This window comes from Algoriphagus aquaeductus (assembly GCF_003253485.1).
Lineage (GTDB): Bacteria > Bacteroidota > Bacteroidia > Cytophagales > Cyclobacteriaceae > Algoriphagus > Algoriphagus aquaeductus.
The window spans coordinates 1-26,983 of sequence record NZ_QKTX01000029.1; the positions used below are offsets into that span (position 1 = coordinate 1).

Sequence of the window (26,983 nt, forward strand, 5' to 3'; positions counted from 1 at the left end):
TAAGAAAGGGAATTTTGGGGAATTTCCCCGCACTACAAAACTAGTGGGTATTTATAGGGTTAAAATGAGGAAAATGAGGGAGGACGAAGGATTTTTGGATGAGAAGTGATGTGTTTTGGGATTACAAATCCTTAGGGATATTAGGGTCGAATTACAAATTCGACCCAGCGGAGTTTGCCGTGAATGGGGACACTCATGTGGGCGAAGCGGCCTTCGTTAGTCGTAAATTGTAAGAAGTAAGTGGTTGTCGAGTTGGCAGCTTCGCGTTGTCCTGTTGCCAGTGCTGAGCCTAGTCGAAGCATCGGGTTGTCAGGTTGTCCTGTTGTCGAGTTGTCGGGTTGTTGTAGGATAGGGTCCAGCTTCTGGAGAAGCAGGACAACTTGGAAGGTTGCCGTGAGTGATGACACTCACGGCGGCGAAGGACACCAAGAGCATTAAGTGAGAAGACTCACGGCGGCGAAGGCGAAAAAGGGAGGCAGCGGAGTTGTCGGATTGCAAATCCTATGACAGGACCTCGACATTGCAAATGTCGAGGAACGGAGGAACCGAAATTTTCAGTGGGGTTTATACCAGTACTTTTCCTTAAAATCCCTTATTTTAAGCCTAAAATTCTCTCCTGTGCTTGGCGCTGTATTCCTGATCCTCTTTTTGTTTTTTGCTTCCCAGCCGGTGCTCAATGCCATCCAGAATGAACATAAATGGCTGAAAGCGGGACTTTTGAATCAGATGTACTGGTACCATATGTTTTTTGGCCTGGTATATTGGACCTATGCCCAGTTTAACCGATCAGACTCCGTTAGCTATTTTTTAAGCTATAAGCATTATAAAAACTGGTTTGACGCATTTGAGCCAGGTACACTTTTTATCGAGTGGGTAAATTATCCTTTTGCTAAATGGTTGGGGTTCAATTACGACATGATGATGTTTTTCAGCACCTGGGTGGGTTTTTGGGGCTTTGTCTATTTCTACTGCTTTTTTAAGGAAAACCTGAAATTCAATCCCAAATTTGAGGGTTGGGATGCCATTACGATCTTTATGTTTCTGCCCAATATGCACTTCTGGACTGCTTCCCTTGGAAAAGGTGCCTATATATTTGCCGGGTTAGGATTCCTTACCTATGGACTTTCTTGGCCAGGGAAGCGGATTTTTCACATCGTATTGGGTGCCTTTATGTGCTATATGATTCGTCCTCACATCCTATTTGCTGTCATGATCGGCATGGGTGTCGGATTTATCCTCGGTCGTGAAAAGGTCCCTGCCTACCAAAAGTATCTGGCAGCACTTGCCGGTATTGTAATCAGTATTTTGGTTTACGACAAGCTTTTGATTTACCTGGGCTATGATCCCAATAATGTAGTTGCAAGTTTTGAGGAGGAGTCTGCACTTAATGCTCAACGGCTTCAGACTTCCGGTTCAGGGGTGGACATGTCCTCCTACAGCCTTCCCATGAAGCTTTTTACCTTTTGGTTTAGGCCTTTGTTTATCGATTCTCCCAACATTCTTGGCATAGCGGTTTCCTTCGAAAATGCGCTATATATCTACATGTTCAGCCGTATTTTTAAAAAGAGTTTTATCGATTATATCCGGGTGGCTCCGGCTATGGTAAAGATGTCCGCCATCGTATTCTTTTCCATTTCGGTATCCATGACCTATGTGATGTCCAACTTGGGAATTATCATTCGACAAAAATCCCAAATCATGTACTACATGCTTTTTGTGATTGTGGCCTTTATGGACTGGGAAAAAACCAATCGAATCAAAAAACGGGCGGAGATTTACAACCGGATTGTGGAGGAGGAACGAAGGAATCGGGAGTTGGCGGAGCAGGAAAAACAAATGGTTTGAATTGATCGTGCTGTCGGATTGTCTGCTGAAGCTTGGAGGTTAAGGGGGAATTGGAGATTAGAGATTGGGAGAATAAGAGATTGAGAGATTTGAGATTAGAGATTAAGAGATTGGGAATTATGAGATTTAGTTTTAGATTTTCATTCAAGAAACTAATTTTTAGCTATGGAACGATCTGAAAGCTTTGAAAATTTGATTTGTTGGCAAAAGGCTTATGAATTGAAAAAGAGGTTGAAAAATGAACTTTTACCCAAACTACCCGCTTCCGAAAACTTTGAATTAAAATCACAAATTCGAAGGGCCGCAAGATCTTGTACCGCTAATATTGCCGAAGGTTGGGGACGATTTCATTATTTGGATTCAAACAAGTTTTACTACAACTCCAGAGGATCTATGGCAGAACTTCTGGATCATTTAATCGAAGCTAAAGACGAAAACTACCTTTCAGAACCACTATTTCAAGAACTCCGAAATCAAGTGCTCGAAGCGATAAAAGTTCTAAATGGCTATATTTTCTACCTGAAAAGAGAATATCTTATATCTCTAAAAAAAACTTAATCTATTACTCTCTCCCAATTCATGCCCGGCACCTTCACCATTAGTCTTGACTTCGAACTCCTTTGGGGGATTTTTGACAAGGTGGGTACGCGGTATAAACCTTCTTATTTTTCCAATACCCGAAGGATCATTCCTGAGATGCTGGATCTTTTTAGCAGCAATCAGATACAGGTGACATGGGCTACCGTGGGGATGTTGTTTGCAGAGAATGAGGAGGAATGGAAGGCTTATTCTCCAGCTTTTCTTCCCTCCTACCGGGAAAAAAAGTACTCGGCCTATCATTGGGCGAAAGAAAACGGAATACGGCCTGAGGTTCATTTTGCACCTGAGCTTATCCAGCAAATCATCCAAACGCCCTACCAAGAACTGGGGTCGCACTCGTATGCACACTATTACACCCTGATGCGTGGACAAAGCCCCGAGCAGTTTCGGGAAGACCTTCAGGCAAGTCAGCGAATTGCCGGTGATAAGTTTGGCGTCCGGTTAAAATCACTTGTATTCCCCAGAAATCACCTGAATGAACTCTATTTGGATATCTGTAAAGAGGAAGGCTTCGATTTTGTGAGGGGGAATCCCAAAAATTGGTTTTGGCAGGAAACCCAACATGAAGATCAAAGCAAAAAATGGTTTCGATCCGCTGACTGTTTTTTCCCGGTTGGGAGTAGAACCTCCTATTCCCTTGAATCGGTCCACTATTCATCAAAAGATCCCATCATTATCCCTGCCTCCAGAATCCTTAGACCCTATTCAAATGGAAATCTCCTTTTTAACTCAGTAAGATTGGGGAGGATTTTGAGCGAAATGGAAAAAGCTGCCCAAATGGGAGAAGTCTATCACCTGTGGTGGCATCCTCATAATTTTGGCAATAATCCCAGTGCCTGTATGGTCGAGCTACGAAAGATTCTGACACACTTTAAAAGGATGAAGGAAACTTATGGAATGGAGAGTCTGAATATGGAAAATCTTGGAATGAGAGTGAAAGAAAGAGTGGCTAAAGTAGAGATTCCACTTAGTTAAGGCCTGACCGGTTTTGAAAACCTCTTAGGTCTGATCATGTTCCTGGGTAAAATCCATTTACCTCATTTTTAATACGTTTCATTAGCAATCCTGAAATCGATAAAAAGTCTTAGGGTAAAATTTCCGAACTTGCACTACCCAAGAAAAACTCCTTTTCGATTTTGAAATATTGAATTTTCAGAAATTTATTTTCGAATTCAGAAAGGGTTAGAATTTCGCATGATATGCCTCCATATTATCTACCAAGTTATTTTAAACCTCTTATCTCTTTGTTCTTTTGGCTTGACCCAAAAGAACCAAAAGGTCAAGACACAGTAAAGCTCCAGCCGCACCTAGCCGGACGCTGGCTCGCTGCTGTGTCAGCCCCCGCGCCAACTCAAACAAAATTCAGTATTCAAAAAAGTTATTTCAATTTGAATATCATAAAAAAGAATTTGGGGTTAAAAAAATCCTGTTATCTCTCTTTTTTTAATTCCCAATGATATCTGATTCCTGTCCAAAGCGAATTAAAGTATTACACCTGATCAAAAGTCTTGGGCGAGGTGGTGCTGAGAAACTGATTCCCGAAACAGCCTTGGTCCATGATCAAAACAAATTTGAGTTTCATTGTCTTTATTTCTATCATCAGGATCAAAATATTCTGGATGAACTCCAGGCAGCCGGTATCCAAACCCACTTGATTCCGGCCAAAAACCTGGAGCTCTTTTTTAAAATTAAGAAAGTCAAACATTTTGTCTTGGAGCAAGGCTTTGACATTATCCACGCGCATCTTCCATGGGCGGGAATTTTAGCCAGATTTGTAGGGAAAGAACTGGCAATCCCAATCGTTTACACCGAACATAACACTTGGGAGCGGTACAACAAGATCTCTTATTTGGGGAATCGCTTTACGTTTAAACATCAGGATGTAGCTATTGCTGTATCCAATGAAGTGGCCTTGTCGATGCGGCTTAATTCGATTTGGGACCCCTACCGAAGAGGAGGAAGACTCAAAGTGATCGTGGTACAGAATGGGGTGAATACGGAGGTGTTTAGGAGGAAGAGCGTAGAGAATGAGAGAATAGAGATTGGGAGATTGGGGAGTGGGATTCTGGGTGGGGTTTCACTACGAGAACGGCTTGGAATCCCGGAAAATGCCTGTGTGATTGGAAAAGTAGCGGTATTCCGATCACAGAAGCGGTTGTGGCTATGGGTAGAATTGGCTATGAGAATCCTGAAAACCTGTCCTGAAACACATTTTTTACTTGTTGGAGATGGAGAATGGAGGGAGAGAATTCTGAGTCAAGTCAAAAAATCAGGATTGGAAAAGAATTTCCATTGGGTGGGGGTTCAAAAAAATGTGGTCCCTTATCTCAGTTTGATGGATATTTACCTGAGTACCTCCGAATTTGAAGGTTTACCGATCGCCATGCTTGAGGCCATGTCCTGTGAAGTACCTATTGTATCTACCCGTGCAGGAGGGATCGGGGAAGTCATTCAACATGGGAAGCAGGGTTTTTTGACTGAAATCGAGGAATGGGAAGAGCTTGAAGGCTATTGTATTCAACTATTACAAAATCCAGAACTTCAAAAAAGCATGGCTCAAGCTGCCAGAGACCGTGTCATCGAAAAGTTCAGCATGAGGCGGATGGTGAGTGAGTTGGAGAGAATATATACGGAGGTGATCGAGGTCGGGAAGTAAGGAGGTATGGGAGTTGGGAGGTATGGGAGTTGGGAAGTATGGAGGTTCCCTGGTTGTCCTGTTGCCAGTGCTGAGCCTAGTCGAAGCATCGGGTGTTAGGTTGTCCAGTTGTTGAGTTGTCGGGTTGTCGGCTGATGGGGTCCAGCTTCTGGAGAAAGTCAGACTTGGACCAAAGGAATGTGGGATTACAAATCCCAATGATAATAGGGTCGGATTGCAAATCCGACCCAGCCGAGATTACAAATCTCGTGCTTCAAAGCAAAACCCTCCAAGGGATTGGTCTATCAGGATCTTACTGGTATGAGGATGTCCATAATCTATTCAAGGAAAACCCTTGGAGGGTTATTAATGGTATTGCAAACCTCGCATATATTGACAATGAAGCTTGGTACAAAAAAACCCGAGTGGGACCTCCCGCTCGGGTTTTGAGGTTAAAAGGACTGTTTGGTTAGTACTTGACGCCGGAGAGGAGCTTATCCTCGAGTCGGGCTTCATCCACGGTCAACTGACAAATGCTGACCAGGATAGTTCCCGCCGTGATGGCGTAGCCTGCGATGGACTGCACCAGTTCGGGAACGAATCCCGGAGCGGTGACCACGGCTATTCCTACGGCTGCGATGATCAATCCCACTCTCTTCAACTTTTGGAAGAAAGGAGGCGTGGGCGCAACGGCCCGGTATTGGAGTTCTTGGAGTGTGTTCATTGTTTTGATTTGAGATTAGAGATTAAGAGATTAGAGATTAAGAGATTAGAGATTAAGAGATTAGAGATTAGAGATTAGAGATTAAGAGATTAGAGATTAAGAGATTAGGGATTAAGAGATATGATTGTCTGCAATTACACCACCAGCCAAATACTCTTCGATTAATGGGTCGGAAGACCGATGACCGAAGACCGAAGCATTCCAGATTTCAACCTTTTCTAGAAAACTTTTAAGCTCACTTAACTTTCTGGTTAGAAAGCGGATATGCAGATTAAGAAATTAGAGATTTGGAACTTGTTTCTTGTCTCTTGCATCTTGTATTTAGCTACCCGGTTACCACTCTTTGAGGCTGACTGGCAACTCATTACCTATTTTGCTTACTCGGGCCACGGGGGGATTTTTCGGGTTTTGCTGCCGGCTGCTTGTTGGAGCAGGGTTTTGATCAGCGCTTGTTCGCTTTGGAGGCGAACGACCACTTCCTTGAGTTTGCCCAATTCTTTACCCATCTGCCTTAGGTCCTCGATCAGGAGCTTAAGGAAATAAGCGATGGTAGAAAGGAGGAGTGCGATGACTCCTCCCCCAACTGCCCAAACGGTTAATCCATCCATGCGATTTGGCAACAGGCCAGGTTCAGGGCTTTGTCCGGACAGCTCCTTATCTCCAGACGAAAGGTATCCTGAGGCTGATTCGCGTTTGTCAAGGCCTGTATCAGTTTGTAGAAGGCCTTCGGGGAACAGGTTCCCACGCCTTCAGACTGAATTTTTTGGACGGGAATAATCATTTGGGGCATATCCACCCTAACCGCACCTTTAGGACACAGGATACTGAGAAAGTCTCCTTTATGGTCTTTTTTTAGTGATAGAAAGGGCATCTGATCCTCCTTCAGGAGAAGGTATGAACCTTCGGGAAGGCAGGAGTTTTTTGGATCTCCGGGAATTTTGGGGCTTTCCAAGGTATGGCAGATGAGTTTATCATTAATCAAGAGGCTGCCATGGGTACTGGTGGGCCAATATTCCCTTTCCAGGATGATCTTCATGGCTTTATCAGGATACCACCAGGATTGTGGCGGGGTTCTGCGTAAGGTCGTAGAGGTCATACTTGGATCCGTTTTCCAGCACTTGTAGGTACTCCAATGCGAGTGCAAAGAAGTGGTGTGTATCCGGGGCGGCGGGCTTTGGCAGTGTGAGTGTCAAAGCCGGTTGTTCTTCGACCGAGATTGGAAGTTCGCCCGAGGTCACTGCATCTGCGGAGTAGGTTGCCTCCACGAAGTTGATGCTGGCCCGGATCAGCGAAATCCTGTAATGGGTCGTATTGACCAATGTTCGCAGGAAAGTTGCCGGTACCATTTCCGGGAAGGAAACGGTCACCTGATCAGGTCCATCCACAATTGCCGGTTGCTTGAAAATTGTGTTTTCGATGGTGGACTGCTTGGAAAACTGGAACCCTTTCATGAGTTGCATGTTTCCGAGTTCGAATTTGCGTTCTCCCCTATTGCTTTGGACATCGGAGTAGATCACCTTGGTAGCCATGGAGTACAGTCTGTTGTGCAGACTGCCGTCGCTGGATTTGAGGGCGATGACGCGGAACGCATCTTTGAGGAATTTGGCGGCGTTTGCAGCCCGTGAGAATTCCTGGAGGTTTTCGCGGGTACGTCTGAACCGAGGGTCATTCAGGATTTTGTTTTTGGAGACACCGCCTTTTTGGCGGGCTTTGAAACCGGTTCGTCCTTTATAGAAGGTCACATCACCGATGGTTCCTTCGAGTTTTAGAAAACTTGATTGTCTTGCCATTGCATGTTTGTTTTAGCGTGAAACATGGCCAAATCTGAATGCAAGAGACTGAAAATCAAACTGAATGTAGAATTGATGGAATCTGTGGATTCTAAAGAAAATGAAGAAAATAAAGACTCCGTGGATTTTATGGATTTTATAGATTCTGTGGACTTGACCCCTATCGCGGGCCATCCTAAAAGTCAGCTTTACTGTAGCTTTGATGTAGCTTTGATGCAGCTTTGATATGGCTTTGGTAGTGGGTTGATGGGAAGAAAGGGGGTATGGGGATGGCTGGTTGTCCGGTTGTCTTGTTGTCCGGTTGTCGGGTTGTCTGGTTGTCTGGTTGTCCGGTTGTCTGGTTGGCGAGTTGTCTGGTTGTCAGGTTGTCGAGAGATCGGGTTCAGCTTTTGGGGAACGGAACAACTTGTTGAGAGAGCGATAGACTTACCAAAGGTCGGAAGCCACTGTATTTTCAATCCGATCTTCCATTAATCGGCTTAGGTTCGGAAAGAAATTAAGTTTGGTCAATCTTTCGATTTCATTGATGCTAGTTAAAAATTGACGTGTAATTTTTTGATTACGTGCCACCTCTTGAGGAAACAAAAAGGCCAAATAATCGGCGTTTCCCGGGGAATCGAAAGGGTATGTTTTTGGCCTAGCGAGGATACAAAAAAAGGCGTCCGGAATTGCAATTTTGGAGCCGTTTGGTCTTATAATAAATTCAGGGTTATCTGAAAAAACTGGACCTACCAAGACCCAAAGGTGATTATTCTGGTTGGCTCTGTCGCTGTATGGATATTTATTAAGAATTTCCTCTTCAAGTTTTTGCCAGACTCCCCTATTCAGTTCTGCTTTTTGAGGACAAATATTGCTCATCAGAAAAGTCTCCATTTGGGACATTTTAGCGTACTGTTTGTTGATTGCGGCATTAGGTGCAAGGTGACCCAAATCATATCCATTTCCGAACGTTTGGGTCCCGATTCTATTTTGGAGGTTAAGGCGCATATCGTCTACAAAAAATGGATAGCGTTCGTAATCCACCTCTTTTTTGGATTTGGAAACTTGATAGGCCGCCCATAGCGGCTGATTGAACCGAGGTGAAAACCCCAGGATATAGCCATGATTAATCAAAACAATAAGGGTATCCTCCCTATTTTGATATTTTGGGGTGCCATGAATGGTAAATAAAGGAAGCAAATGTTCCAGTGATTTGGAAAATTCACTGACTTTGGAATGATCCTCCAGGGAATCCTGACCCAAGCAGCAAAAAGACATGGTTACAAAAAATAAAATCAAAAATATCTTCATGGTTCTTCAATTTAAAACAAATGAATTGAGTCTACAAATCCATTACGGGATGTTGTAGGTTGTTGGAGAGGCAGGGTGTCGGGTTGTCGGGTTTATAGTACAGTTTAGAGACTGTAGGCACCAGCAGAGGGAGTATTTTTTACCGCAAAGAACTCCAAGATTTAAGTTGATCAGAGGTTTAGCTCTTACGGAACTTCATTCCTTTATTCTTCGATTGAGCTTTTCAAGATCGCTAAGGAAAAAAGCTGAAGCTTTTTTGAGTAACAGGGATCAGATGTTGTCCGGTTGTCCGGGTGTCGACAGATCAGGTCCAGCTTCTGGAGAAGCAGGACAACAGGGTTGTGTCTGATTTGACCCCAAAGGGGTCTAACTGTGAATAGCCCCGGGTGGAACCCGGGGTTACAGAAATTAACGATGACCACAGCGCTGGTGTAGGGTCATGTAATGGAATACCAAGCTCAATTCCAGCGCAATGGAAAAGAGGCAGGGGGGTATGGGGGTTGGGAAGTCACCGGAAGTATGGGGGTTGTCGGGTTGTCGATAGATAGAGTCCAGCTTCTGGAGAAGCAGGACAACAGTTGCCTGCCGTGAGTGTCACCACTCACGGCGGCGATGTGTGGACAATCACGGCGGCGAAGCCACTAATTTTCCTCAAGTTTTTATGGGACAAGGTGGGACTGGTTGGGACTACCTAGTTGGCGAGGAGTATGGAAGTTTGGGGATCAATCTTGTCGGGTTGTCGGGTTGTCCACTGAGGCAGCTGTCTAGGTTGGCAGGATTTGGGATGGGTTCAAAATTCAAAGGAAGATCTTAAATTTTAGGTGCGTCTATATCGATTTTAGGGTTGTTCATTTCATTACATTGATTTTTTAAACCGATAAAAATAGAATGGCCAAAAAAAATCATGAGCGTTCTATTTCGAGTACCATTATTTGATTTTGATCCTACCAATGAGCATGAAATCGAAGATCATTGGGAAAATGTGTTGGAGGCAATTTCAGTTTCTTCGAAAAGTCTTTATAGTGAAATCTCTGGCAAACCGTACAGGAATCTTAATCCCTATGTTAAAAAAAAGGTGTTTAAGTATATTCTAAGAGGGAGATATCGAGCCACTCCATTTGGTCGATTTGCAGCAGTAGGAATTGGTGATTTTGAAGATTCTCCCAAATATCAATTAGATCTGGAAAGGATCATTTCTTTAAAATATCTGGATGAAGAACAAGTGAATATTGCCCAAACAGATGGATCTTCCTTTTTGATTAACGACAAGTATGAAAGGTGGGGTAATTTTCATTTCTTGACCTATCTCCAAGAAGGCCATCATTGGGGGATTGTTGAAGTCCCAAAAAATGAAATTGTTGAGTTTCTGATTCAGAAATTAAAGGATGGAAAGGAAGTGACTTTTGAAAAATTTATAGGATGGTTTGAAAATCCATGTGTTGAAACAGTAAGAGATATCTGGGAAAAACTATTGGGATTAGGAATTATTAATTCCGAGCTGAATATGGTTTCTCAAATTCGGTCCAATCAAAAGAACAAAGTTGATCAAGTTTTTGAAGATTCCATTTCACTGCCAAGACACTTACAAAAAGACATTAAGGATTTTGAGGCAACCGCCGGGAAATTGTTCAGTCCAACGACAAGCTCCTATGTTGAATTACTTCGAGATTGGTTTGAGGACAAGTTTGACGATCGATTTGTCCCATTATCCCTGCTTTCTGTGAATCATGAATTTCTGACTGGCAGTTTTTTAAAGAAAAGCATTATTGAAAATGAGGGAAGGATAAATATTGAATTGCCAGAAAAATTCTGGAAATCGGAACATGTTAATTTGGAGTACTATTTTAAACCCGAGCCTATTAATTCTGAGATTTTTGATTTACAATATGTCTTTAAGCTATTAGGTAATAGCACAATCCACCTAGAAAACATTGTATGCAATCGTCCATTTGTCTATTTCGGCAGATTTAACCGAGAAGAAACCTTATATAGAGATCAAACTGTAATTAAAGACCAAATTTTTCAAGATCGGCAAGTGATCTATGCCGAACTTCGGCTTTTCGAGACGGAATTAGTAGATTCGATCTGCATGACTAGGGCAATATTCGCTCATTATATTACACCGATACCCGACAGCAGTCCTAATGCCATCCAATTAAAAGATATTGAATTAGGCCTAATTGACGGTAGATTTTTCTTGGTTCACAGAACCCTAAAAAAAACGATCGTTCCTGTCATCACACACCCTTTAAACGGAAGAGAGATCAGTCACCCGGTTATGCGTTTGCTTTGGGAACTTGAACATCAAAGGCAGTTTAAGTTTTTCCCATTTTCTTTATCCAGAAGGCTAGATACCAGCTATATTCCCAGATTGAGCTGGGGAAATATTATTCTCCAAAACCGAAAATGGGTTTTAAGATCTGCCTTTTTTTCAACTGAACTTGATTTAAAAAAGTGGCTTGAAAAATCAGAAGTGCCTAGTCCTTTAGCGGCCGGATATTTGGATCGTGAGTTGATATTGGACTGGAATAAAGAAATGGAGTTAAATATCTTATGGTCAGAGCTAAATAAATGGGGAAAGATCAATATCATGGACCCGAGTTGGCTTGGCAAAAGTGAATTTTTCTCGAAAAATGGGAAGCCAATCTATCCACAGTTTGTAATTAGAGGGAGCAAGGCAAAATTTGAACCCGTCATCCATAGATTTATTAATTCAATTGAACATTGTGATGAGGATTGCCTTTATTTTTTGATTCGTGTGAATGAAGAAAACTTGATTGATTATTTAACTTTTTGGTTTGATAATTCCCTTCTCAGTTATTTGGAAGAAGAGAAAATCCTGTGGTACTTTTTGGTGTATCCCAGCAAGAATCTTTATCAAGTCAGGATCAGGTTTTTGAATCTAACAGAAAATCAACAGACCCTTTTGTTGAATTTCATTATTCCAAAATCAAGGGATGGGGTACATTCAATTGAAATTCGGCCATACTATCCTGAAATCAAAAAGTACGGAAGAACAGAATATCGAAAATCAGAAATGCTTTTTTATTTAGAATCAACCCATTTGATGTACCAAAAAGATTGCCAAGGCCAGCAGTTAATTGGGTCACATTCATGTGCTAAAGCCGCACTTTTAATGAAATTATGGGGATCATTGGTTTCCAATCATCCATTGATGGCAGGAGTTTATACGTATTCGAGATCAAAGGTTAAAGCCCTGGGTAATTCAGAACTTAAAAATGTCAGGAGGATTTGGCAAGAATCAAGCAGTTCAGGTCCCCTTGAGAAACATGAAGTGAACTGGATAAACAATTATTCCGGAATATTTTTGGATCATTTAAATCTTCAATTAAGTGAAGAGGCTGGATTAAGGTTAATTATCAACCATATCCACATGCAGGTTAATAGATTTTTTTTGAATGAACGAAAGGAACATGAGGACCTGATTCATTTTCATCTTTATAAGTGCTTAGGAAGAATGATTTATGGTCTTTGAAGGAGTGAATTCCGTTTGTTTAAAATATTGGTCCTCTGTCTCCCCATGCTTTTGGGTTTAGATTAAGCTGTGTTTTCAATATAATGGGTTAGGCAAAGGTTTTTGATTCGAGATAGCTGGAAAAGGTCTTTCGATATTCTTTTCCTACTGGGATTATATGTCCATTAACCATTAAGCATGAAGCTGAATCAAAAGATTTGATTTTCAGATAATTCACTGCAAAAGACCGATGAGTTCTAAAAATAAAAGGTCTTTTTATTTTTTCCAGAGTTACAGAAAATCTACTTCTGGTTTTGAGTTTCTCACCGGAATCCAATGTAATTATTGTGCTGACCTCCTGTTGTTCCAAAAAGTGAATCTCCCGGGTACGCAATATGACCTGTTTGGAGTCGCCTTGAAGTTTGATTACAACTACATCCTCTTCGGCTGGAGGAGGAGGAGGTTCGGGTTTAAATTTATCCAATTTAAGTCTTGCTTTTTGAAGTGCTTCTGAAACATCCAAAAACTGGGGGGTTTTTCTTATGAAATAAATGGCATTCACTTTATACCCTTCTAAGCAGTATTCATCATAAGCGGAACAAAGAATTAGAGGAATGTCTAGATGAAGAATGCGCTTTGCCAGTTCTAAACCAGAAAAACCTGGCATTGAGACATCCGTAATCAGGATGTCAATTTTCTTTTCAAAAACTGCATCGAGCGCATATAATTGATTGTCAGTAGAAAACACAATAGTATAATTAGGGATTTGGGAAATGTGTTCAGTGAGCACTTTAAGTGCACCTTCATCATCATCCAAAAGCCCTATTCGTAATAATCCTTCCATATTCTATATCAATTTTTAGTTGAAATTCCTTTTCATTTTTCTCAATCTGAAGATGGTATTTCTCTTTAAAATGGTATTTCAAGATTCTATTGACTGTATTGATACCAAATCCTGTTGAGAATAATACTGCGTTATGATCACGAGAATTTTTTAAGTAAAAAGTGAAATGAACTTTGTTATTATTGGATTCCCGTAAATCAAGATTAAGAACACAAGGATTGTCTGGGACAAAACAATTTCCATGTTTAAATATATTTTCCACCAAGGTCATCATTGTCCATTTTGGAAGAGGCAGCTGCTTACCCAAATCTGGATCCACCTTATTTGACATTAAGAATTGCAACCTTTCCCCGAATTTTTTTCTTTGAAACCCAATGTATATTTCAATTGCCTTTATTTCTTCAAAGAGGAAATTTGGGCTTAGGGTTTCTTTGTAGCTATAAGAAATGAGATCTGAAAATCTCAAAAAATCATTGAACAATGGTTTGGAAAGGGGGAGAATTTCTGAGGCAAATTGAGTCAATGAATTATTTAAAAAGTGTGAGGAAAGCTGGAGTGACTTGTGTTGAATCAGGAGTACTTCATAATCCATTTCAAGTTTATTTTTCTCCCTTTGGGACTCACAGAAAATGTAAAATCCCCAAATAGCAGAGGTGAATATTTGGAAAATCAGAACTCTTAAAAATTCGGAAGTAATTAATTTCCCTAATACAAATTCTATTTGGAATTTGCTTAAGAGATGAACTTTTATAAAAATAAACACTCCAAAAAGCACAAGAAACACGAGTACTTGTGTAATCCACTTTTTCCTGAAATACAGATTCGGTAAGATGACAAAGAACCAGAATTGGTTAAAAAGCCCTCCTGCGAAATAGTTTAAAGCTATGATTTGGAAGGAAGAAAAGTTTAAGCCATTAACGAATCTGGCCAAAACATCCATTCCAAGATATGCCGTCCAAAATATCCACAAAGCCAAAACGGGCCTTTTTTCAAATGTAGAATAAAGGCTATCTATGATTGTATTGCTGCTGTTGATGACATTTTCTTGATTAAGGAATTGCCTTAGAATAGATTTCACCTTCACAAAACATTACTTAATTATGATAAAAAAAACTGAAAGCGTACGGTGCATGCAAGCACTCCAAAACAGCAAAATCCGAAAACTAACCTTAAGCATTAAGGAGGGAAGTCGGGTATTCACCACCAGCATTACAAGTGAATGCTCCACAACAATTACAAGTATTTAAATACGCTTCAATTATTGGCATCTCAGCTATCTGTAAATTGACAAGATGCGAATAAGAAATTTACTGAAATCCGATTAAAAAGCTGATCAAAGGCTATTTCCGGATCGTCAATCCGGCGGAGTGAAACTCCAATCGAGGATCTGAAGCATTCAGATCCTTTTTTATTGTTTCTTAAACAAACTATCCAGTAACTCTTGGACTGGGATACTATGAAAATCGGCGAACTCTTGAATAGTCACAAGATTATGCTTTGACTTGCCAAACGCTGTTTTAACTTCCTTTAAAATTTTATAAGCATAAGATCTACTTCGACCAGTGAAAATCATAATATCCTGAGCATAGATAATTATCCTATTGTTCAGCATTAATGTAATGGATCAAAAAAGGCAAAGCCATTTCATGGTTGCATTTGCCCAACCTTTATACTGAAAATCAAATTTCTAAAAACCCCTTGCAAGGGATATGAATATAGTTAAGTTCCATAAAAAAGAAAATAATTTTACTATTTTTTTTATTCTTTATGCTTAACTGAACCTGATAAAACTGTTTAAAAAGAGAGTCATCAGCATGTCCAAAAATCTACCCATGTTGTTTGGATGATTGTCTATGCTGTTTTTTGATCAGTTGATGTTGGATTCTGGCAAATGAGGTAATTCTTCTCTGAAATTTAAAGTACCGTAACCGTAATCAAATAATGGCAATACCTATAAATCAAAAGTACAATGCAGAAGCTACCTCCTACCCTACTTATTCTTTTATGGGCGTATACCGGATTAGATAAAATCCTTCGATATACTGATAGCCGAAGAGCATTCCTCAATCAGCCCATGCCCAACTGGCTGGAAGAATACTTGGCATTTCTGATCCCAGGAATAGAGTTGCTAATCGCCACGCTCCTACTCTTTTCTGTCACACGCTGGTGGGGATACCTAGGCAGCACTTTGTTACTGACGGTATTTATCACCTATGTGGGATTGATTTGGGTGGGAGCATTTCCCCGGGTACCCTGCAATTGTGCCGGAATCATTGAGAGTCTTGGATGGGCAGAGCACTTTATACTAAATCTGGGCTTGATTGGGATTTCGGTGGTGGGGTTGAGGTTGGAAGTTGGGAGGCAAGGGGGTTAGGAGGTTTGGGGGTTGTCGGGTTATCCAGTTGTCGGGTTATCGGGTTGTCAGGTTATCCAGTTGTCGGGTTGTCGACAGATGGGATCCAGCTTTCGGAGAAGGAGGACATCTTGAAATAATAGGGTCGAATTACAAATGCGACCCAACGGAGAAAATAAGTGGTCTGTGAGGACACAGACCACGGGAGGAGCGACAGATAGGGTCCAGCTTCTGGAAAAGCGGGGCAACCGTTGCCGATAAAAGCTGTGAGTGGTGACACTCACAGCGGCGAAACGGGGACACTCAAAGCCCCGAAAGTTAGGCTTGGTCCAAAGGAATATGGGATTACAAATCCCAAGGATAATAGGGTCAGATTGCAAATCCGACCCAGCGGAGGAAGTTGGGATGCAGGGAGGAAAGGAGGTTTGGGAGGGTAGGCCTTGCAGTTTTCAGTCGGTGGAGATTAAAAATCCTACCCAGCGGGAAAAAAGGAGGCGTCTGAGTTGTCGGATTGCAAATCCTATAAGAGGACCTCGACATTGCAAATGTCGAGGAACGCGGGAACGCGAAGAACTGCGAAAATTCAAATCTTCGAGGTTTTTGAAACCTCAAAGGTTGAGGAAAGAAATAGGGCCAGCCCTGGATGCTGGCCCAAACAGCCCGGAATGTTGCGAAAGGGGCTGCGAAAAATGAAAAAGGATCCATTCTTCCTGGTGGCTCAGGTAGGAAGTGAGTCAAAACCGATGGATCTCCGGGGGATGCCGAAAACCCTTTTCAGAGTAGGCGCTTTAACCACGTCTGTCGATTTTGACGGACCCAAACGGTTTGGCCCTTTTTGATCGGTTAAAAAAGGGCACATGTCTATGAATAAATTTCTAAAGCTGCTCCCTGCACTGGCCTTGGTGTTGGCAGCAGCATTTGCTGTTGCGTTTTCTTTCCCCAAGACCCAAACGGGCATGTTTGGAAAGGATGGAACCATTTGGTACGATGTGACGGAAACTGAGCCGGATAATGACACCTATGTGTGTGATCAATCTGACCCGGAAGGTTGTCTGTATGACGCGCCTTTCGATGTTGGAAATCCTATCGGTGGTCCAACCCAAGGGTTGAAATTCATTGTGCAAAACTCAACCAGGCTTACTCCTGCACAATAGGATTTAGGCCGGGAAAAAAATCCCGGCCTTTTTTAATGCCTCAATTGATCTCATTGCTGGGAATAGAGACCTGCATATGCTCAGGCCTGGTTTCAAAAGTCACCTTCTCCCCTCCTGACATCCTTTCCAAAACCATCACCTTGGAATCATTTGCAGCAAACCGCTTCAAGTCCATCCAGCGAAGCCCCCTAAATACCAACGATTTCCTTCTGTGATCCAGAACCGAGGCTAAAGCAAGAGTTGGATCCGATAATTCCAAATCCTTAAAATTCTGGATTCGGTTTCTCAAAAGCTGGTTCAAATACCCCATACCTTGGGAGATGCTCCCTGTTCTCACCTTGGCCTCAGCCAGATTGAGTAAAACTTCATCCAAAGCCACCCCGGTAAAAACTTCAGACCTTCCGGTGTAATTTCCTTTAAAGGATAAAAATCCGGCAGAGTTTGAAAAGAAAAGACGCCTTCTCAGGTCGGCAGCCTCGTAGCTGTTTGCCAGATTTGGTTCAATAAAGGCCGTATTATTTGCTGCCACTACGGAAATGGAAGCCATGGTGGTGAACAGGATGATTTCAGCATTGAAATTCTGGATCGGAAAGGCCAGATTCATATTCAGACTTGAATAATTCATCAACTTGAAATTGCCTTCCAAGACCTTCAGCCCATACTCCATCGCCTGATCGTAATTGCCCAGGTAAAGATGAATCCGGGAGAGCAGCCCATATCCCGCAAAAACACTGGGCTGGGTGGGATATTGGGTAGTAGGTTCGAGTAAGGGAAGGGCAGCTTCCAGATCCTTCAGGATCAATTCAAAGGCTTGCTGGGAGTTTAGGGTTCCTACAGGGGCATTAAGAGCCGAGGATAGTCTGGCGGGTATTCTTCTCCCCTCGGAAGATGCTGATTTGGGATGATCCAAAAACAACACTGCCAACTCAAAATACCCATGCGCCCTCCAAAAAAGCGCCTTCCCCCGCAGATCGTCCAGGTCCTTTTTTGACCATCGGGGATTCTCGGCCAATTTATCCAGCACCACATTGGCAGTGAATATTTTCCGATAAACATTAAAGTAATCTTCGGGGATTTCACCGGTACTGTAAGGATTCATACTCCACCGGTAAGCCTGTTGATGCCAGGGAGACAGTCTCAGGAGATTGGCTTCGGTCGTCCAAAAGTCATCCGAATAAATAAACGGCAAAGGGGCACTGATATTCACCCGGGTATAATTGTCCAAAATGGCCTGGTATTCCAAGGCAGATTCGGGTACCAGAATGGATTTTTGAGGCTTCTCATCCAAAAACCCCTCACAGGAAAAGTTCATCAGACACAAGAGCAGCCAAGCAAGGGCTGGAAGTATATTTTTCATTTTTGTTTCAGTTTTAGGTGGAATAAGGAATTGAAACCGGGGCGCAGTCTGTGTGATTTCTCCGTGCAGACTGCCCTCCGGATTTAAGGAAAGGAAGAAATCAGAAATCTATTTTCAGCCCAAGAGCCAGGCTCCGTACAGGTCTGGCCGACCTGAAATCCGGGTCCAGGGGATCTGAGGATGCTTTCCATAAAATCCCCAGATTATTGGCATAAGCATAGAATTCACTGCTCCTGAACGGCAGCCAGCTCAGCTTGCCCTGATCCAAAGTATATCCCAATCGGATGTCCTGCAGGCGGATATGGTCTCCCCTCTCCACCAATACCGCCGAATTGGCATAAAACAAATGGCGGGTATTATTTGCGGTAGAGGGAAGTGAAGGTACTTGGGTAATCAATTCATCGCCCGGCTTCATCCATCGGGCATGGAAGTCTCCGTGCCCTATTTGCCCCCTGAGCAAATTGAAATAATCAACCGTTGATCTTCGGTAATAATATCCAAACCGATAAGACACGTTGAAGGACAGACTCAAGCCATTGAATGAGAATGTATTTCTCAGTGCTCCAAAATCCGTCGGTCGGGCAGGTCCGTGAAACTGAAGGTTCCCCAGATTGGATGCAGAGAGAATCCCCGCATAATTCTCGGAAGGCTCTCCGTCCAAAAACCCGACAGGATTGCCGGTGTCCGGATTCAATCCTCCCCAGGGATACGAATAGATCGAGAATAGTGGGTTACCGATGACCGGAACAGGATTGGCATTGGCAAACGAGCCGACCAGGGCGGAAGCACTATACTCGATATCCAGCACTTTCACCTCATCCTTTACTTTGGAATAGAAGAAATCGGTCTTCCATTTCAGGGAACCTTTCAGCCAGTCCTTGCCCAGTGTCAAATCCACTCCTCTGGTTTGTGTAGAGGCATAATTGGAAGTGACCCGTAAAAATCCGGAAGAAAGTGAGGGTTCATATTGCCCGATCAAATCAAGTCCGGTTTTTTGGTAAGCCTCCAGTGATCCCCGGAGTCTTCCGCCTTTGGACTCAAAATCCACCCCTGTATTCCAGATTCGGACTCTTTCCCAAGTCAAGGCCGGATTGGGCGGATTGACAATATTGGCACCCGGTATATTGGGTACAAAAGAGTTGGAAGGGAAGTTGAAATAGCTGGCAGTCATGGAACCGGACAGGTTCTTGTCCAGGTTTCCACTAAATCCATAACTGGCTTTTCCTTTCAGAAATGCCCCGTTGAGAAAACCCGCGAATCTTTCCTGGCTGATCGTCCAGCCCAGCCCCGCTGACCATAGCGGCACTCCTCTCCGGTTGGCTTCGACTCCGAAGAAATTGGACTGGTCTTTTCGAACACTGGCCGTAAGGTCCAGCTTGTTTTTGTAGGTGTATCCACCATTGGCATAGTACGACACAAACCGATCCACCGAACCGGTATGGGCCTGGCGTGGATCAATGGTGAAAAGAGCGGTGGGATTGTACACGTAGGGATAGCGTGTCAGGTAATCCATGGCCCGGCTGGTTCCCAACTGATCATTGTATCCATAATACCTCATGGAGTTGGATTCTGCACTCAGGTCACGGATTTCCGTTCCGGCAATCAGGTTAACCTGATGGTCCCTTCCCCATGCTTTGCGGTAACTCAGCATACTTCTCAGGGTATGGGAATAGGAGTCGCTGTCTTCCAAATCCAGAATTCCCCCCAAAGGAATGGGGCGGTTTGCTACTCCCCCGTTCCCCAGCTGGGTATACCTGTTGATCAGATCACGGACATAGTACAGGGATTCCGGATTATGCTCTCTGTTTCTTCCCCGATTCATCCAATACTGGTAGGACACCTGAGCGGAAAGCCCATCCAGTATCTTGTAGCTGAGTCCGGTCTGAAATCTCCCGTCCATCCGGTTGCTTCGGAAATCCAGCACCCCGATTTCCTCGAGGGGAATGTTCCTCCAATCCAATAGCCCCAAATTGGTCACGGTACCGAGATACCGCTCTGAAAGGTTGGTATAGATCTGAAGCGGATTACCCTGGTTATCGGCAAGCCTTGCATTGGGCTCTCCATTTGGAACCTGGGTGGTGGTCAGGTTGGTGGATTTACTCAGGTAAAAGCCGACATTCCAGTTGAGTCTGTTCTGGAGCAGATTCCAGGTATTCTTTGCCTGCACCGTCCAGCGGTCATCCTCATTGCCATAGACATCCTGGAGATTCTTGTCATAGCCCATGCTTACCAGGTAGGAATTGTCTTTTCCCCCGCCCGAAACTGTCAGCGAATGCTGTTGATTGACCCGGGGGCGGTAGTAGTAGGTCTCCAAATCTCTTCTCAAATCCTGGTTCTTCAGCCGATTGATAATTTCATTGCTTTCCTGCTCGGTGATTTTTCCATCCCGTAAGGCAATCCAGGTTTCTACTGTCTGCGGCAGTGCTGCCCGATTTGGACTGATTTCCTGAGATCTGTAAAAATTGGTCTGAAAGAGGCTTTTCTGAATATCCACAAAATCCCCCATGTCCATCTGGGGCACATAAAACAGGTCGCGCTCCTCAAACAGGTTGACATTGGAATTGAAGCTTACTCTTGTCGGAGAACCCACCGCGCCGTTTTTGGTGGTAATGACGATCACCCCATTGCCTGCTCTGGCCCCCCAAATAGAAGCGGCGGCGGCATCCTTCAGCACGGTAATCTGATCGATATCATTGGGATTGATCGATTCCAGGGGGCCATCATAGGGAAAATTGTCTACCACTATCAAGGGCTGGGTATTGGAAAAAAGAGTGGATCTACCACGGATGGACAGGGTGTTTCGTCCGGTGGTGAGTCCCCGGTTGAAAATCAATCCCGGGGTGACATCTTCGAGTCGGTCCAGCAGGTTTGAGCTTACCCGACGGTTGATCAAATCCCTGTCCAAAGCCACAAAAGACCCTGTGACCCGTTCGGCGGGAACATCCTGATAGCCGGTCGACATCACCGTCACTTCATGAAGGGAACGGATGTCGGGGTCCATACTGAGCAGCAATTCGTCCTGCACGGGAAGCGTCACTTCCAATTCAAGGGGAATCATTCCCAGATAGGTCACCCGCAGTTGGTAGGTACCGAAAGCCGCTTCGATGGCAAAGCTTCCCTCTCCGTCAGCTATCCCAATTTTGGAATTTTCCCCCAGGGTAATCAGGGCTCCGGGCAGGGGGCTCTGATCCTCATTGGAAATTACTTTGCCCTTCAGCACAGCCGTCTGACCCTGGGCGAGAATCAGATGCGAGGCACAAAGCAGTGCCAGAAATGTGAGGAATATCTTCTTCATTTGTTTGGGTTTAGGTTAGTAATGGGTCTTTTTGGTAGGCCAAGTGAAGCAGGCAGTTCATCCAACCGGACATTCGGTTTGCTCACCTGCTTCCCAAGGCTGTGGTTGTTTTAGAAGCCGGTGTTTTTGGTTTCTTGGGATATTTCAGGCTGAGCCAGGAGCTGGGCGATTTTTTCCGAAAGCTGATCGGGAGAGTACTGCGTCAGCGTGAGCAGGAAAATTTTCCGGTCGGGAGTGATGAGGAGTTTCTGGGGAAAGCTGCTGATCCGAAAATCCGCCAGAATACCGGAACCCGCATCCTGATGAAGCTGAATCATCTTCGGGTGGGAATACAATTCCGTGGCTACCGATTCCTTCCATTTTTGGGAATTGGGATCTGCATTTACCGAGACAAACGCCACTTCCTCACGGTCTGACCAGCGTTCATAGACTTCTTTGAGTGTGTTTTGGTAATACCGCATACAGAACCTGCATCCGGTAATCCAAAAGGAAACCACCATGGCTTTTCCCTCCAATCGGGCCAGATCAAAGGGATTTCCTTCCATATCGGTAAGCGGTGGGGCCATCAGGGTATTTCCGCTCAGTGAACGTGATTTTAGATCCAGAATCAGTTCCTGAACCCAGGGCAATTCCACTTCCCTGAGGACATCGGCCAGATACTGGTTTTGATGCTCCTCCAGTCTTTTGAAATTATCCAACAGGTAAAGCCCCAGCACCCGGTCACTCACCGTGGCTGGGTAGTTTTCCAACATCCGGGTGATGGGAACCCGGTCAATGCTTCCTTTGAGTAATACCAGTTCATAAATGGCCGACAGGAACACCGGGTCAAGCTCCTGGTCTGCGGTTGGGATGGGCAGTTCCCTCAGCATTGCCTCAAACCCGGTCGAAAACGGCTCCTCTTTCAGCCATGACCTGCCCAACTTCAGTTTGGAGACAAGCTGACGGAGCGTCTCCCCATATGCCCGCTGTACCAGCAGGTTTTTTGAGGTTTCAGACATCCCTTCGGTCAAGGGAGCTAATTCCCGAATCAGGGGATAGTCCTCCAGCGGTTTGGACAGGTAGGTTTCCAGCAATTCCCTGTCCGACTTTCCTCCGACCACAAAGAACATCGGTAGGTAGAGCTCCTGAGGAAGACTGAGGGATTTCTGATGATAGTGTGAGATCAGGGAATCAGAGAGCATCCTTTCCGGGTTATTGGTCACCATCAGGGGACTTTGCTGCCAGGATTGCTCGGAAGCCAGTCGGTCTACTTCCTGCTGGGCCTTGAAAAACCGGGAACTGGGTCCCCAGAAATAGGTAACTCCTGAATTGAGCTCCATTCTGACTTTCACCTGGGCTCCCGGAGGTATATTCCAATAGCGGATCAGGTGGTGTGAACCCATTCGGATACTGAAAACCCGAGTGGCCTCCATTCCTTCCATCTCCCATCGGTAAACCTTATATCCGGCATTGCCTTCGAAGAAGGATCCCCGGTCCGCGATCAAGTCGATGGAAGTACCCGGAGTGACTTCTCTGTGTTCTTTGAGAAAATGATCCCAATAAGTGAGTCGAAGGGTATCAGGTGCAGTGGTATTGGGCAGCTCGATGTGAAAGCGTGTCACCGAAGGGTTCTGCCATGTAAGTTCCTGTTTAATTTGGCTAGAAAAGACTGGGACAGAGGGGGATTTTTTAGAAGCTAGACGCATGCTTCGACTTCGCTCAGCACAGGAGACACAAGAAGCAAGACTTTGAGCTTCGGTATGCTGGCGGTTAACCTCTCGTCCTGAATGGGTCGGGTTCGTGAAGACTGGGACCGAGGAGGAATGGAAGTTTGATGCTTCCTTTCCTTCCTCATTGCCCTGGTCGGGATCAACTAAACCGTTTTTAGAAGCAAGACTTTGGGCTTCTGTACTTTGACTATGAGATTTCTGGCTTGAATGGACGGGTTCAGTAAAGACTGGGACAGAGGGGGATTGAAGGCCTGAAACCTCCAACCCTACCCTCATATCCTGGTCGCTATCAACTAAACCAAAATTTAATTTGATGTCGGATGTCCGATGCTGGATGCTTCGACAAAGCTCAGCACAAGTGTCGGATGCTTTGACTGTGCTCAGCTCAGATTCCCAATGTAAAGGGTCGTCACTGCGAGCGAAGGCACGAAGCGAAGCAGTCTCCTTATTTGAAGCTGGAAGATGGGAGATGGGAGGCAAAAGAGCAGTCCGATGTCGGATGTCCGATGACCGAAGTATGGGTCCACCGTCAATGGCCGATCCATCGGTGGTGTAGATGGCTTGATCGGAATACTTCGCAAGATCATCGAGCGGAGTGAACGAATCGGGACGGGAGGGCCCGCCCCGATTGGGGCTATCTGACCTATAAAGAAGTTCAGCCCCGGGTGACTGAGCAACTAGACTCAGGAAAGAGGTGCTTCCGAAAAGGCATAGTGGTGCCAGGAAGCATGTGAGTAGGATTTTTTTCATGCTTGTAATGAGTTGGAAGACCGGAGACGGAAGACAGAAGATCGGAGACGTCACTGCGAGCTGAGGCACGAAGCGAAGCAGTCTCTCGAATTGATTACTGCACTCCAATTATGAGATTGCTTCAGGTTCGCCCGCTTCGGAAATACATCGTGGTTATCGATGAACCTTCGCAATGACGTGGGCATAGCTCTCCCGTTCTGCCGAAAATCGGTCAGTAAGTGGTTAATAATTAAAGGATTTGGTGATAAGCGAAAATTTCCCTGCAGTGGAAAGGGCTTATCGGTTTTCGTCACTCCCGAAATTCTTCGGGACAGGTGCGAGCGGAGGCACGGAGCGAAGCAGTCCACAAAGAGGAGTACCGGTTTTCCTTAAGAGATTGCTTTCCCGAAATAATCGGGACAGGCTGGCGGTGTAAGGATTCGTGATAGCATTTAGCTTACGTCTACCTTCTCGCAATGACGGTAACATCACTCCCGGATCATCGGTGGTATGCCAACCGGAGGGTACAAGGTCCTGGTCGGGCAATCCGAGAGAAAAAGTGTATTCGGTTCTGAATCTTCAGATAGGATTTTTTGGCTTCAGGGGATAGAGCCAATCGGAGGCGATGATCCCGGCTGGAGGCATAGGCGGACTGAGAAAATGTGGTCTAATAGGTCCGGGGTGAACCCGGCAAGAGCGGAATGACCCGTAATACCTGAGCGGATGCATGGGGAGGTACAGGGATCCTGAGATCCCCCACTCCCTTAGGGCTAGATAAAGCAACTTATGTAATACGCTCGTTTTCATAATGAAAAGTGGTAAAACGAGTCTTTTTCGATAAAATGGAGCACCATAGCCTGGGCACCTACTTCTACCGCATCACAAGGTTCCGACGCCTTAAGGGACAGTATCGATAGGGCCCAAGAGCTATAGTGCATACGAAAGTACGCATAATAATCCCTTGGGCATTAACCTACCGTCTCTCCCCTTTTCAAATTTGTCGGAATTTGTGATGGAGACTCTTTTGATTAATACCAAGAATATTCAGATGTCTGAATACTCAAATTTAAATCTTTTCAGTACAATTCAAAACTTTTCTGATATAAATTGTACTAGAAAATTTTGATCGATTTGCTCATCATGAGCAAATTAGATACTAAAAGAGCCAATACTCTATCCAATAACATTCAATTATTAATGGAAAAGTCTGACTTAACCATTGAAGGAATGGCAGAATTTGTCTCAATTTCCAAAGCGACAGTAAATAGGGCCCTTTTAAGGCTTTCTAACATTTCACCGTCTATTGTGCTTGAAATAGCCGATTCCTTTGGGCTTACTTCAAATGAACTAACAGATAAGCCACTAAAAATGACAGACCATATTTCCAGCTTGGATAAATTGTTGATTTTCAAAGAAAAAAATAAATCAAACTTCTCTCTCTTTAAATCCGAATCTGAAAAACACAACGCTCAACTATTTGTAAAAAGTCAGTTGTTGGAAGACGACTATTTTAAATCAGAACGAAGAATGAAGGAAATAATAGAAAGAATTAGGCAAAGCCCAAAGTTCCAATCAAAATTTACAAAATCAGCTTTAGAACAAAGCGTTAAGCGGATTTTGCTTGAAGAAGAATTCTTTATAGTACCTCGAAAGAGCCCAAACGGCAAGGTCTTTTACTATAAAGTTATAGCCTAGGGCTCCAGAAATATTTGACTTATTTAAGGATTACTTTCTTCTTGCTTAATGATCTTAAAAAGATTTTTTTAAGCCTTTTGACCCTACCAATCCAAAATAAATCTCAATTCAATACTCATAAGAGCCTCTCTGGTTTTCCGGAAATAATCACGACAGGCTTTGCAACAGCGCTTTTAATGTTTCAAGATGATTATCAAGACGAATTATGCTTCCCAAGCTAGGAGTATGTATTTGATGTAGCCGGTATTTACAGCGAATCTAAAAACCCGATTAATTGATCTATAGCTTCAAAAGTTTCATTAATAAAAGTGTTATTGATGTCAAATTTTGAATCAATCGGTAGATCCAGTCCAGTTTTTTGATTAAATCCTTCATCAATAAATCCCATATTATGTATACAAATATGCCTAACTTGAAACGCTAATTTTATTCTACTAAAAAAAGAAAAATCATTTAAATCAATACCCTTAATAACAAATATTTGATTGTTTACATCATCCAATCTTTGATAAAAATTTTTAGATTTCTTAGCACTTGTGTCAAAATAATTCTCGATATATTGCTTGAATAAAAATTCCACATCGGTACAAGCAGAAACTATAGTTAACATTTTTAATCTTGAGTAATCTGAACCTAAAAACAATATATATTCATACATGTTATTTACTTCCTGAGGAATTCCAAGAACTGTTTTCATTTCTGAATCAAATAGCCTTCTCTGATGATCAATTGGAGTCATATCTGATGAATAAAAAACAACGTTTCTTGTTATGTTATGTAACATTGCATGCATTCTCTTTAAAATAGGATTATTTAAGTTCATAGTAATTTTTTTATTAGCACAAATCGTGACATGCGTCAAATTTAATTATTGATCAGCTGTAAATCTTTTTAGTTTCTACAAAAGACTTTATTCTCAAAGCAAAAAAACTGATGATAATCGGGTCAATAAAGAAAAAATCACCCAATATTTCTCTTAGAACTCCCGAAGGCGTATTTGCAATACGTGAAACCCCTTTCTGGTAGTAGTCCAATAATCATTGGACTGGATGGGATTTTCCCTCTTTGCATCCTGGCCCAAAGCTTAAATCTTTTTCAAAAAGATTTCTCAACGCCTTGTCCCTCGTCTCCTTTAGGAGAGGGCGATCATGCAGTGGAGAATCCAAAATTTGTAATCCCTTGCCAATTCCCTTGCCTACACTCACTGATTATCAAAAGCTTCGTTGTGCTAAGAAAGGGAATTATGTGGAAGAAAAAATACCCACTAGTGGGTATTTTTATGGGTAAAAGTGAAAAAAATGAAGGAGAAGGGAAGGTTTTTGGGTGGAAATAATAAGAATTACGGGCTATAGCACGAATAAAAAAACCATATGATCTTTGTTGTGAAATGTTCGTATCCATCCGAAGAACCACATCTTGAAGGGTAATGGAATGGGGACTAACGTTGCGGGATGGAAAAGACTATTCATGACACCTATCGAGAGCTGT

General features: G+C 43.4%; 21 protein-coding genes. 9 read left to right on the top strand and 12 right to left on the bottom strand.

Annotation, left to right across the window (positions count from 1 at the left end; translation table 11 throughout):
- Window positions 1–618: 618 nt before the first annotated feature.
- From CLV31_RS21255 to CLV31_RS21275, 4 genes are all read left to right on the top strand, one after another.
- Entirely contained in the window at window positions 619–1,845 is a 1,227-nt protein-coding gene (locus CLV31_RS21255) for a hypothetical protein (protein WP_111395104.1), read from the top strand.
- A 165-nt stretch (window positions 1,846–2,010) separates the two neighbouring features.
- On the top strand, window positions 2,011–2,403 hold the full coding sequence (locus CLV31_RS21260; RefSeq protein ID WP_111395105.1) for a four helix bundle protein: 393 nt from the start codon (window positions 2,011–2,013) through the stop codon (window positions 2,401–2,403).
- 21 nt (window positions 2,404–2,424) lie between these two features.
- Window positions 2,425–3,420 carry a polysaccharide deacetylase family protein gene (locus CLV31_RS21265; protein ID WP_111395106.1) on the top strand — a complete coding sequence of 332 codons (996 nt, stop codon included), beginning with the start codon at window positions 2,425–2,427 and terminating at the stop codon, window positions 3,418–3,420.
- 478 nt (window positions 3,421–3,898) lie between these two features.
- Window positions 3,899–5,101, top strand: coding sequence for a glycosyltransferase (locus tag CLV31_RS21275; RefSeq protein ID WP_111395108.1), 1,203 nt, complete (start codon window positions 3,899–3,901; stop codon window positions 5,099–5,101).
- A gap of 448 nt (window positions 5,102–5,549) precedes the next feature.
- On the opposite strand, the gene CLV31_RS21285 is transcribed toward CLV31_RS21275, so the two are convergent.
- The 4 genes from CLV31_RS21285 to CLV31_RS21300 form a co-directional block, all read right to left on the bottom strand.
- Entirely contained in the window at window positions 5,550–5,804 is a 255-nt protein-coding gene (locus CLV31_RS21285; RefSeq protein WP_111395110.1) for a hypothetical protein, read from the bottom strand.
- Window positions 5,805–6,181: 377 nt separating this feature from the next.
- Entirely contained in the window at window positions 6,182–6,412 is a 231-nt protein-coding gene (locus tag CLV31_RS21290; RefSeq protein ID WP_111395111.1) for a hypothetical protein, read from the bottom strand.
- On the bottom strand, window positions 6,400–6,840 hold the full coding sequence (locus CLV31_RS21295) for a DUF5675 family protein (protein ID WP_111395112.1): 441 nt from the start codon (window positions 6,838–6,840) through the stop codon (window positions 6,400–6,402). Before CLV31_RS21295 ends, CLV31_RS21290 begins: the two co-directional genes overlap by 13 nt.
- 7 nt (window positions 6,841–6,847) lie before the next feature.
- Window positions 6,848–7,594 carry a hypothetical protein gene (locus tag CLV31_RS21300; RefSeq protein ID WP_111395113.1) on the bottom strand — a complete coding sequence of 249 codons (747 nt, stop codon included), beginning with the start codon at window positions 7,592–7,594 and terminating at the stop codon, window positions 6,848–6,850.
- A gap of 24 nt (window positions 7,595–7,618) precedes the next feature.
- Here CLV31_RS21300 and CLV31_RS21305 point away from each other — a divergent pair, with 24 nt between their 5' ends.
- Window positions 7,619–7,819: a hypothetical protein gene (locus CLV31_RS21305; protein ID WP_111395114.1), complete on the top strand. Its 201-nt coding sequence runs from the start codon at window positions 7,619–7,621 to the stop codon at window positions 7,817–7,819.
- 201 nt (window positions 7,820–8,020) lie between these two features.
- Here CLV31_RS21305 and CLV31_RS21310 read toward each other — a convergent pair whose 3' ends face one another.
- Window positions 8,021–8,884 carry a DNA/RNA non-specific endonuclease gene (locus tag CLV31_RS21310; RefSeq protein ID WP_111395115.1) on the bottom strand — a complete coding sequence of 288 codons (864 nt, stop codon included), beginning with the start codon at window positions 8,882–8,884 and terminating at the stop codon, window positions 8,021–8,023.
- Between the two features lie 904 nt (window positions 8,885–9,788).
- Between CLV31_RS21310 and CLV31_RS21315 the strand changes: the two genes are divergently transcribed.
- Window positions 9,789–12,380, top strand: a complete 2,592-nt coding sequence (locus tag CLV31_RS21315; protein WP_111395116.1) for a lantibiotic dehydratase — start codon at window positions 9,789–9,791, stop codon at window positions 12,378–12,380.
- An 88-nt stretch (window positions 12,381–12,468) separates the two neighbouring features.
- Here CLV31_RS21315 and CLV31_RS21320 read toward each other — a convergent pair whose 3' ends face one another.
- Window positions 12,469–13,176, bottom strand: coding sequence for a LytR/AlgR family response regulator transcription factor (locus CLV31_RS21320; RefSeq protein WP_181452692.1), 708 nt, complete (start codon window positions 13,174–13,176; stop codon window positions 12,469–12,471).
- Complete coding sequence (locus CLV31_RS21325) at window positions 13,169–14,281, bottom strand: LytS family sensor histidine kinase (RefSeq protein ID WP_146250956.1); 1,113 nt, start codon at window positions 14,279–14,281, stop codon at window positions 13,169–13,171. Before CLV31_RS21325 ends, CLV31_RS21320 begins: the two co-directional genes overlap by 8 nt.
- 891 nt (window positions 14,282–15,172) lie before the next feature.
- Between CLV31_RS21325 and CLV31_RS21335 the strand changes: the two genes are divergently transcribed.
- Both CLV31_RS21335 and CLV31_RS21345 read left to right on the top strand, forming a co-directional pair.
- A complete protein-coding gene (locus tag CLV31_RS21335) occupies window positions 15,173–15,577 on the top strand; it encodes a MauE/DoxX family redox-associated membrane protein (RefSeq protein WP_146250957.1) in 405 nt (134 codons plus the stop codon).
- A gap of 842 nt (window positions 15,578–16,419) precedes the next feature.
- Window positions 16,420–16,710 (top strand): hypothetical protein, encoded by a 291-nt coding sequence (locus tag CLV31_RS21345; RefSeq protein ID WP_111395122.1) that lies wholly within the window; start codon window positions 16,420–16,422, stop codon window positions 16,708–16,710.
- Between the two features lie 40 nt (window positions 16,711–16,750).
- Here the strand turns inward: CLV31_RS21345 and CLV31_RS21350 are convergent, their stop codons facing one another.
- The 4 genes from CLV31_RS21350 to CLV31_RS21755 form a co-directional block, all read right to left on the bottom strand.
- Window positions 16,751–18,067: a RagB/SusD family nutrient uptake outer membrane protein gene (locus CLV31_RS21350; protein ID WP_111395123.1), complete on the bottom strand. Its 1,317-nt coding sequence runs from the start codon at window positions 18,065–18,067 to the stop codon at window positions 16,751–16,753.
- 100 nt (window positions 18,068–18,167) lie between these two features.
- Window positions 18,168–21,362, bottom strand: a complete 3,195-nt coding sequence (locus CLV31_RS21355) for a SusC/RagA family TonB-linked outer membrane protein (RefSeq protein ID WP_111395124.1) — start codon at window positions 21,360–21,362, stop codon at window positions 18,168–18,170.
- Window positions 21,363–21,472: 110 nt separating this feature from the next.
- Window positions 21,473–23,821, bottom strand: coding sequence for a TlpA family protein disulfide reductase (locus CLV31_RS21360; protein WP_111395125.1), 2,349 nt, complete (start codon window positions 23,819–23,821; stop codon window positions 21,473–21,475).
- A gap of 558 nt (window positions 23,822–24,379) precedes the next feature.
- Window positions 24,380–24,607 carry a hypothetical protein gene (locus CLV31_RS21755; RefSeq protein ID WP_146250958.1) on the bottom strand — a complete coding sequence of 76 codons (228 nt, stop codon included), beginning with the start codon at window positions 24,605–24,607 and terminating at the stop codon, window positions 24,380–24,382.
- 333 nt (window positions 24,608–24,940) lie between these two features.
- Between CLV31_RS21755 and CLV31_RS21365 the strand changes: the two genes are divergently transcribed.
- Entirely contained in the window at window positions 24,941–25,495 is a 555-nt protein-coding gene (locus tag CLV31_RS21365) for a helix-turn-helix domain-containing protein (protein WP_111395126.1), read from the top strand.
- 247 nt (window positions 25,496–25,742) lie between these two features.
- Here CLV31_RS21365 and CLV31_RS21370 read toward each other — a convergent pair whose 3' ends face one another.
- Entirely contained in the window at window positions 25,743–26,318 is a 576-nt protein-coding gene (locus CLV31_RS21370; RefSeq protein WP_111395127.1) for a hypothetical protein, read from the bottom strand.
- Window positions 26,319–26,983: the final 665 nt, after the last annotated feature.

Coding starts and splice junctions, on each gene's coding strand:
- CLV31_RS21260 (WP_111395105.1), top strand. CDS start 2,011: ATGGAACGATCTGAAAGCTTTGAAAATTTGATTTGTTGGCAAAAGGCT.
- CLV31_RS21265 (WP_111395106.1), top strand. CDS start 2,425: ATGCCCGGCACCTTCACCATTAGTCTTGACTTCGAACTCCTTTGGGGG.
- CLV31_RS21275 (WP_111395108.1), top strand. CDS start 3,899: ATGATATCTGATTCCTGTCCAAAGCGAATTAAAGTATTACACCTGATC.
- CLV31_RS21285 (WP_111395110.1), bottom strand. CDS start 5,804: ATGAACACACTCCAAGAACTCCAATACCGGGCCGTTGCGCCCACGCCT.
- CLV31_RS21290 (WP_111395111.1), bottom strand. CDS start 6,412: ATGGATGGATTAACCGTTTGGGCAGTTGGGGGAGGAGTCATCGCACTC.
- CLV31_RS21295 (WP_111395112.1), bottom strand. CDS start 6,840: ATGAAGATCATCCTGGAAAGGGAATATTGGCCCACCAGTACCCATGGC.
- CLV31_RS21300 (WP_111395113.1), bottom strand. CDS start 7,594: ATGGCAAGACAATCAAGTTTTCTAAAACTCGAAGGAACCATCGGTGAT.
- CLV31_RS21305 (WP_111395114.1), top strand. CDS start 7,619: ATGGCCAAATCTGAATGCAAGAGACTGAAAATCAAACTGAATGTAGAA.
- CLV31_RS21310 (WP_111395115.1), bottom strand. CDS start 8,884: ATGAAGATATTTTTGATTTTATTTTTTGTAACCATGTCTTTTTGCTGC.
- CLV31_RS21315 (WP_111395116.1), top strand. CDS start 9,789: ATGAGCGTTCTATTTCGAGTACCATTATTTGATTTTGATCCTACCAAT.
- CLV31_RS21335 (WP_146250957.1), top strand. CDS start 15,173: ATGCAGAAGCTACCTCCTACCCTACTTATTCTTTTATGGGCGTATACC.
- CLV31_RS21345 (WP_111395122.1), top strand. CDS start 16,420: ATGAATAAATTTCTAAAGCTGCTCCCTGCACTGGCCTTGGTGTTGGCA.
- CLV31_RS21350 (WP_111395123.1), bottom strand. CDS start 18,067: ATGAAAAATATACTTCCAGCCCTTGCTTGGCTGCTCTTGTGTCTGATG.
- CLV31_RS21355 (WP_111395124.1), bottom strand. CDS start 21,362: ATGAAGAAGATATTCCTCACATTTCTGGCACTGCTTTGTGCCTCGCAT.
- CLV31_RS21360 (WP_111395125.1), bottom strand. CDS start 23,821: ATGAAAAAAATCCTACTCACATGCTTCCTGGCACCACTATGCCTTTTC.
- CLV31_RS21755 (WP_146250958.1), bottom strand. CDS start 24,607: ATGAAAACGAGCGTATTACATAAGTTGCTTTATCTAGCCCTAAGGGAG.
- CLV31_RS21365 (WP_111395126.1), top strand. CDS start 24,941: ATGAGCAAATTAGATACTAAAAGAGCCAATACTCTATCCAATAACATT.
- CLV31_RS21370 (WP_111395127.1), bottom strand. CDS start 26,318: ATGAACTTAAATAATCCTATTTTAAAGAGAATGCATGCAATGTTACAT.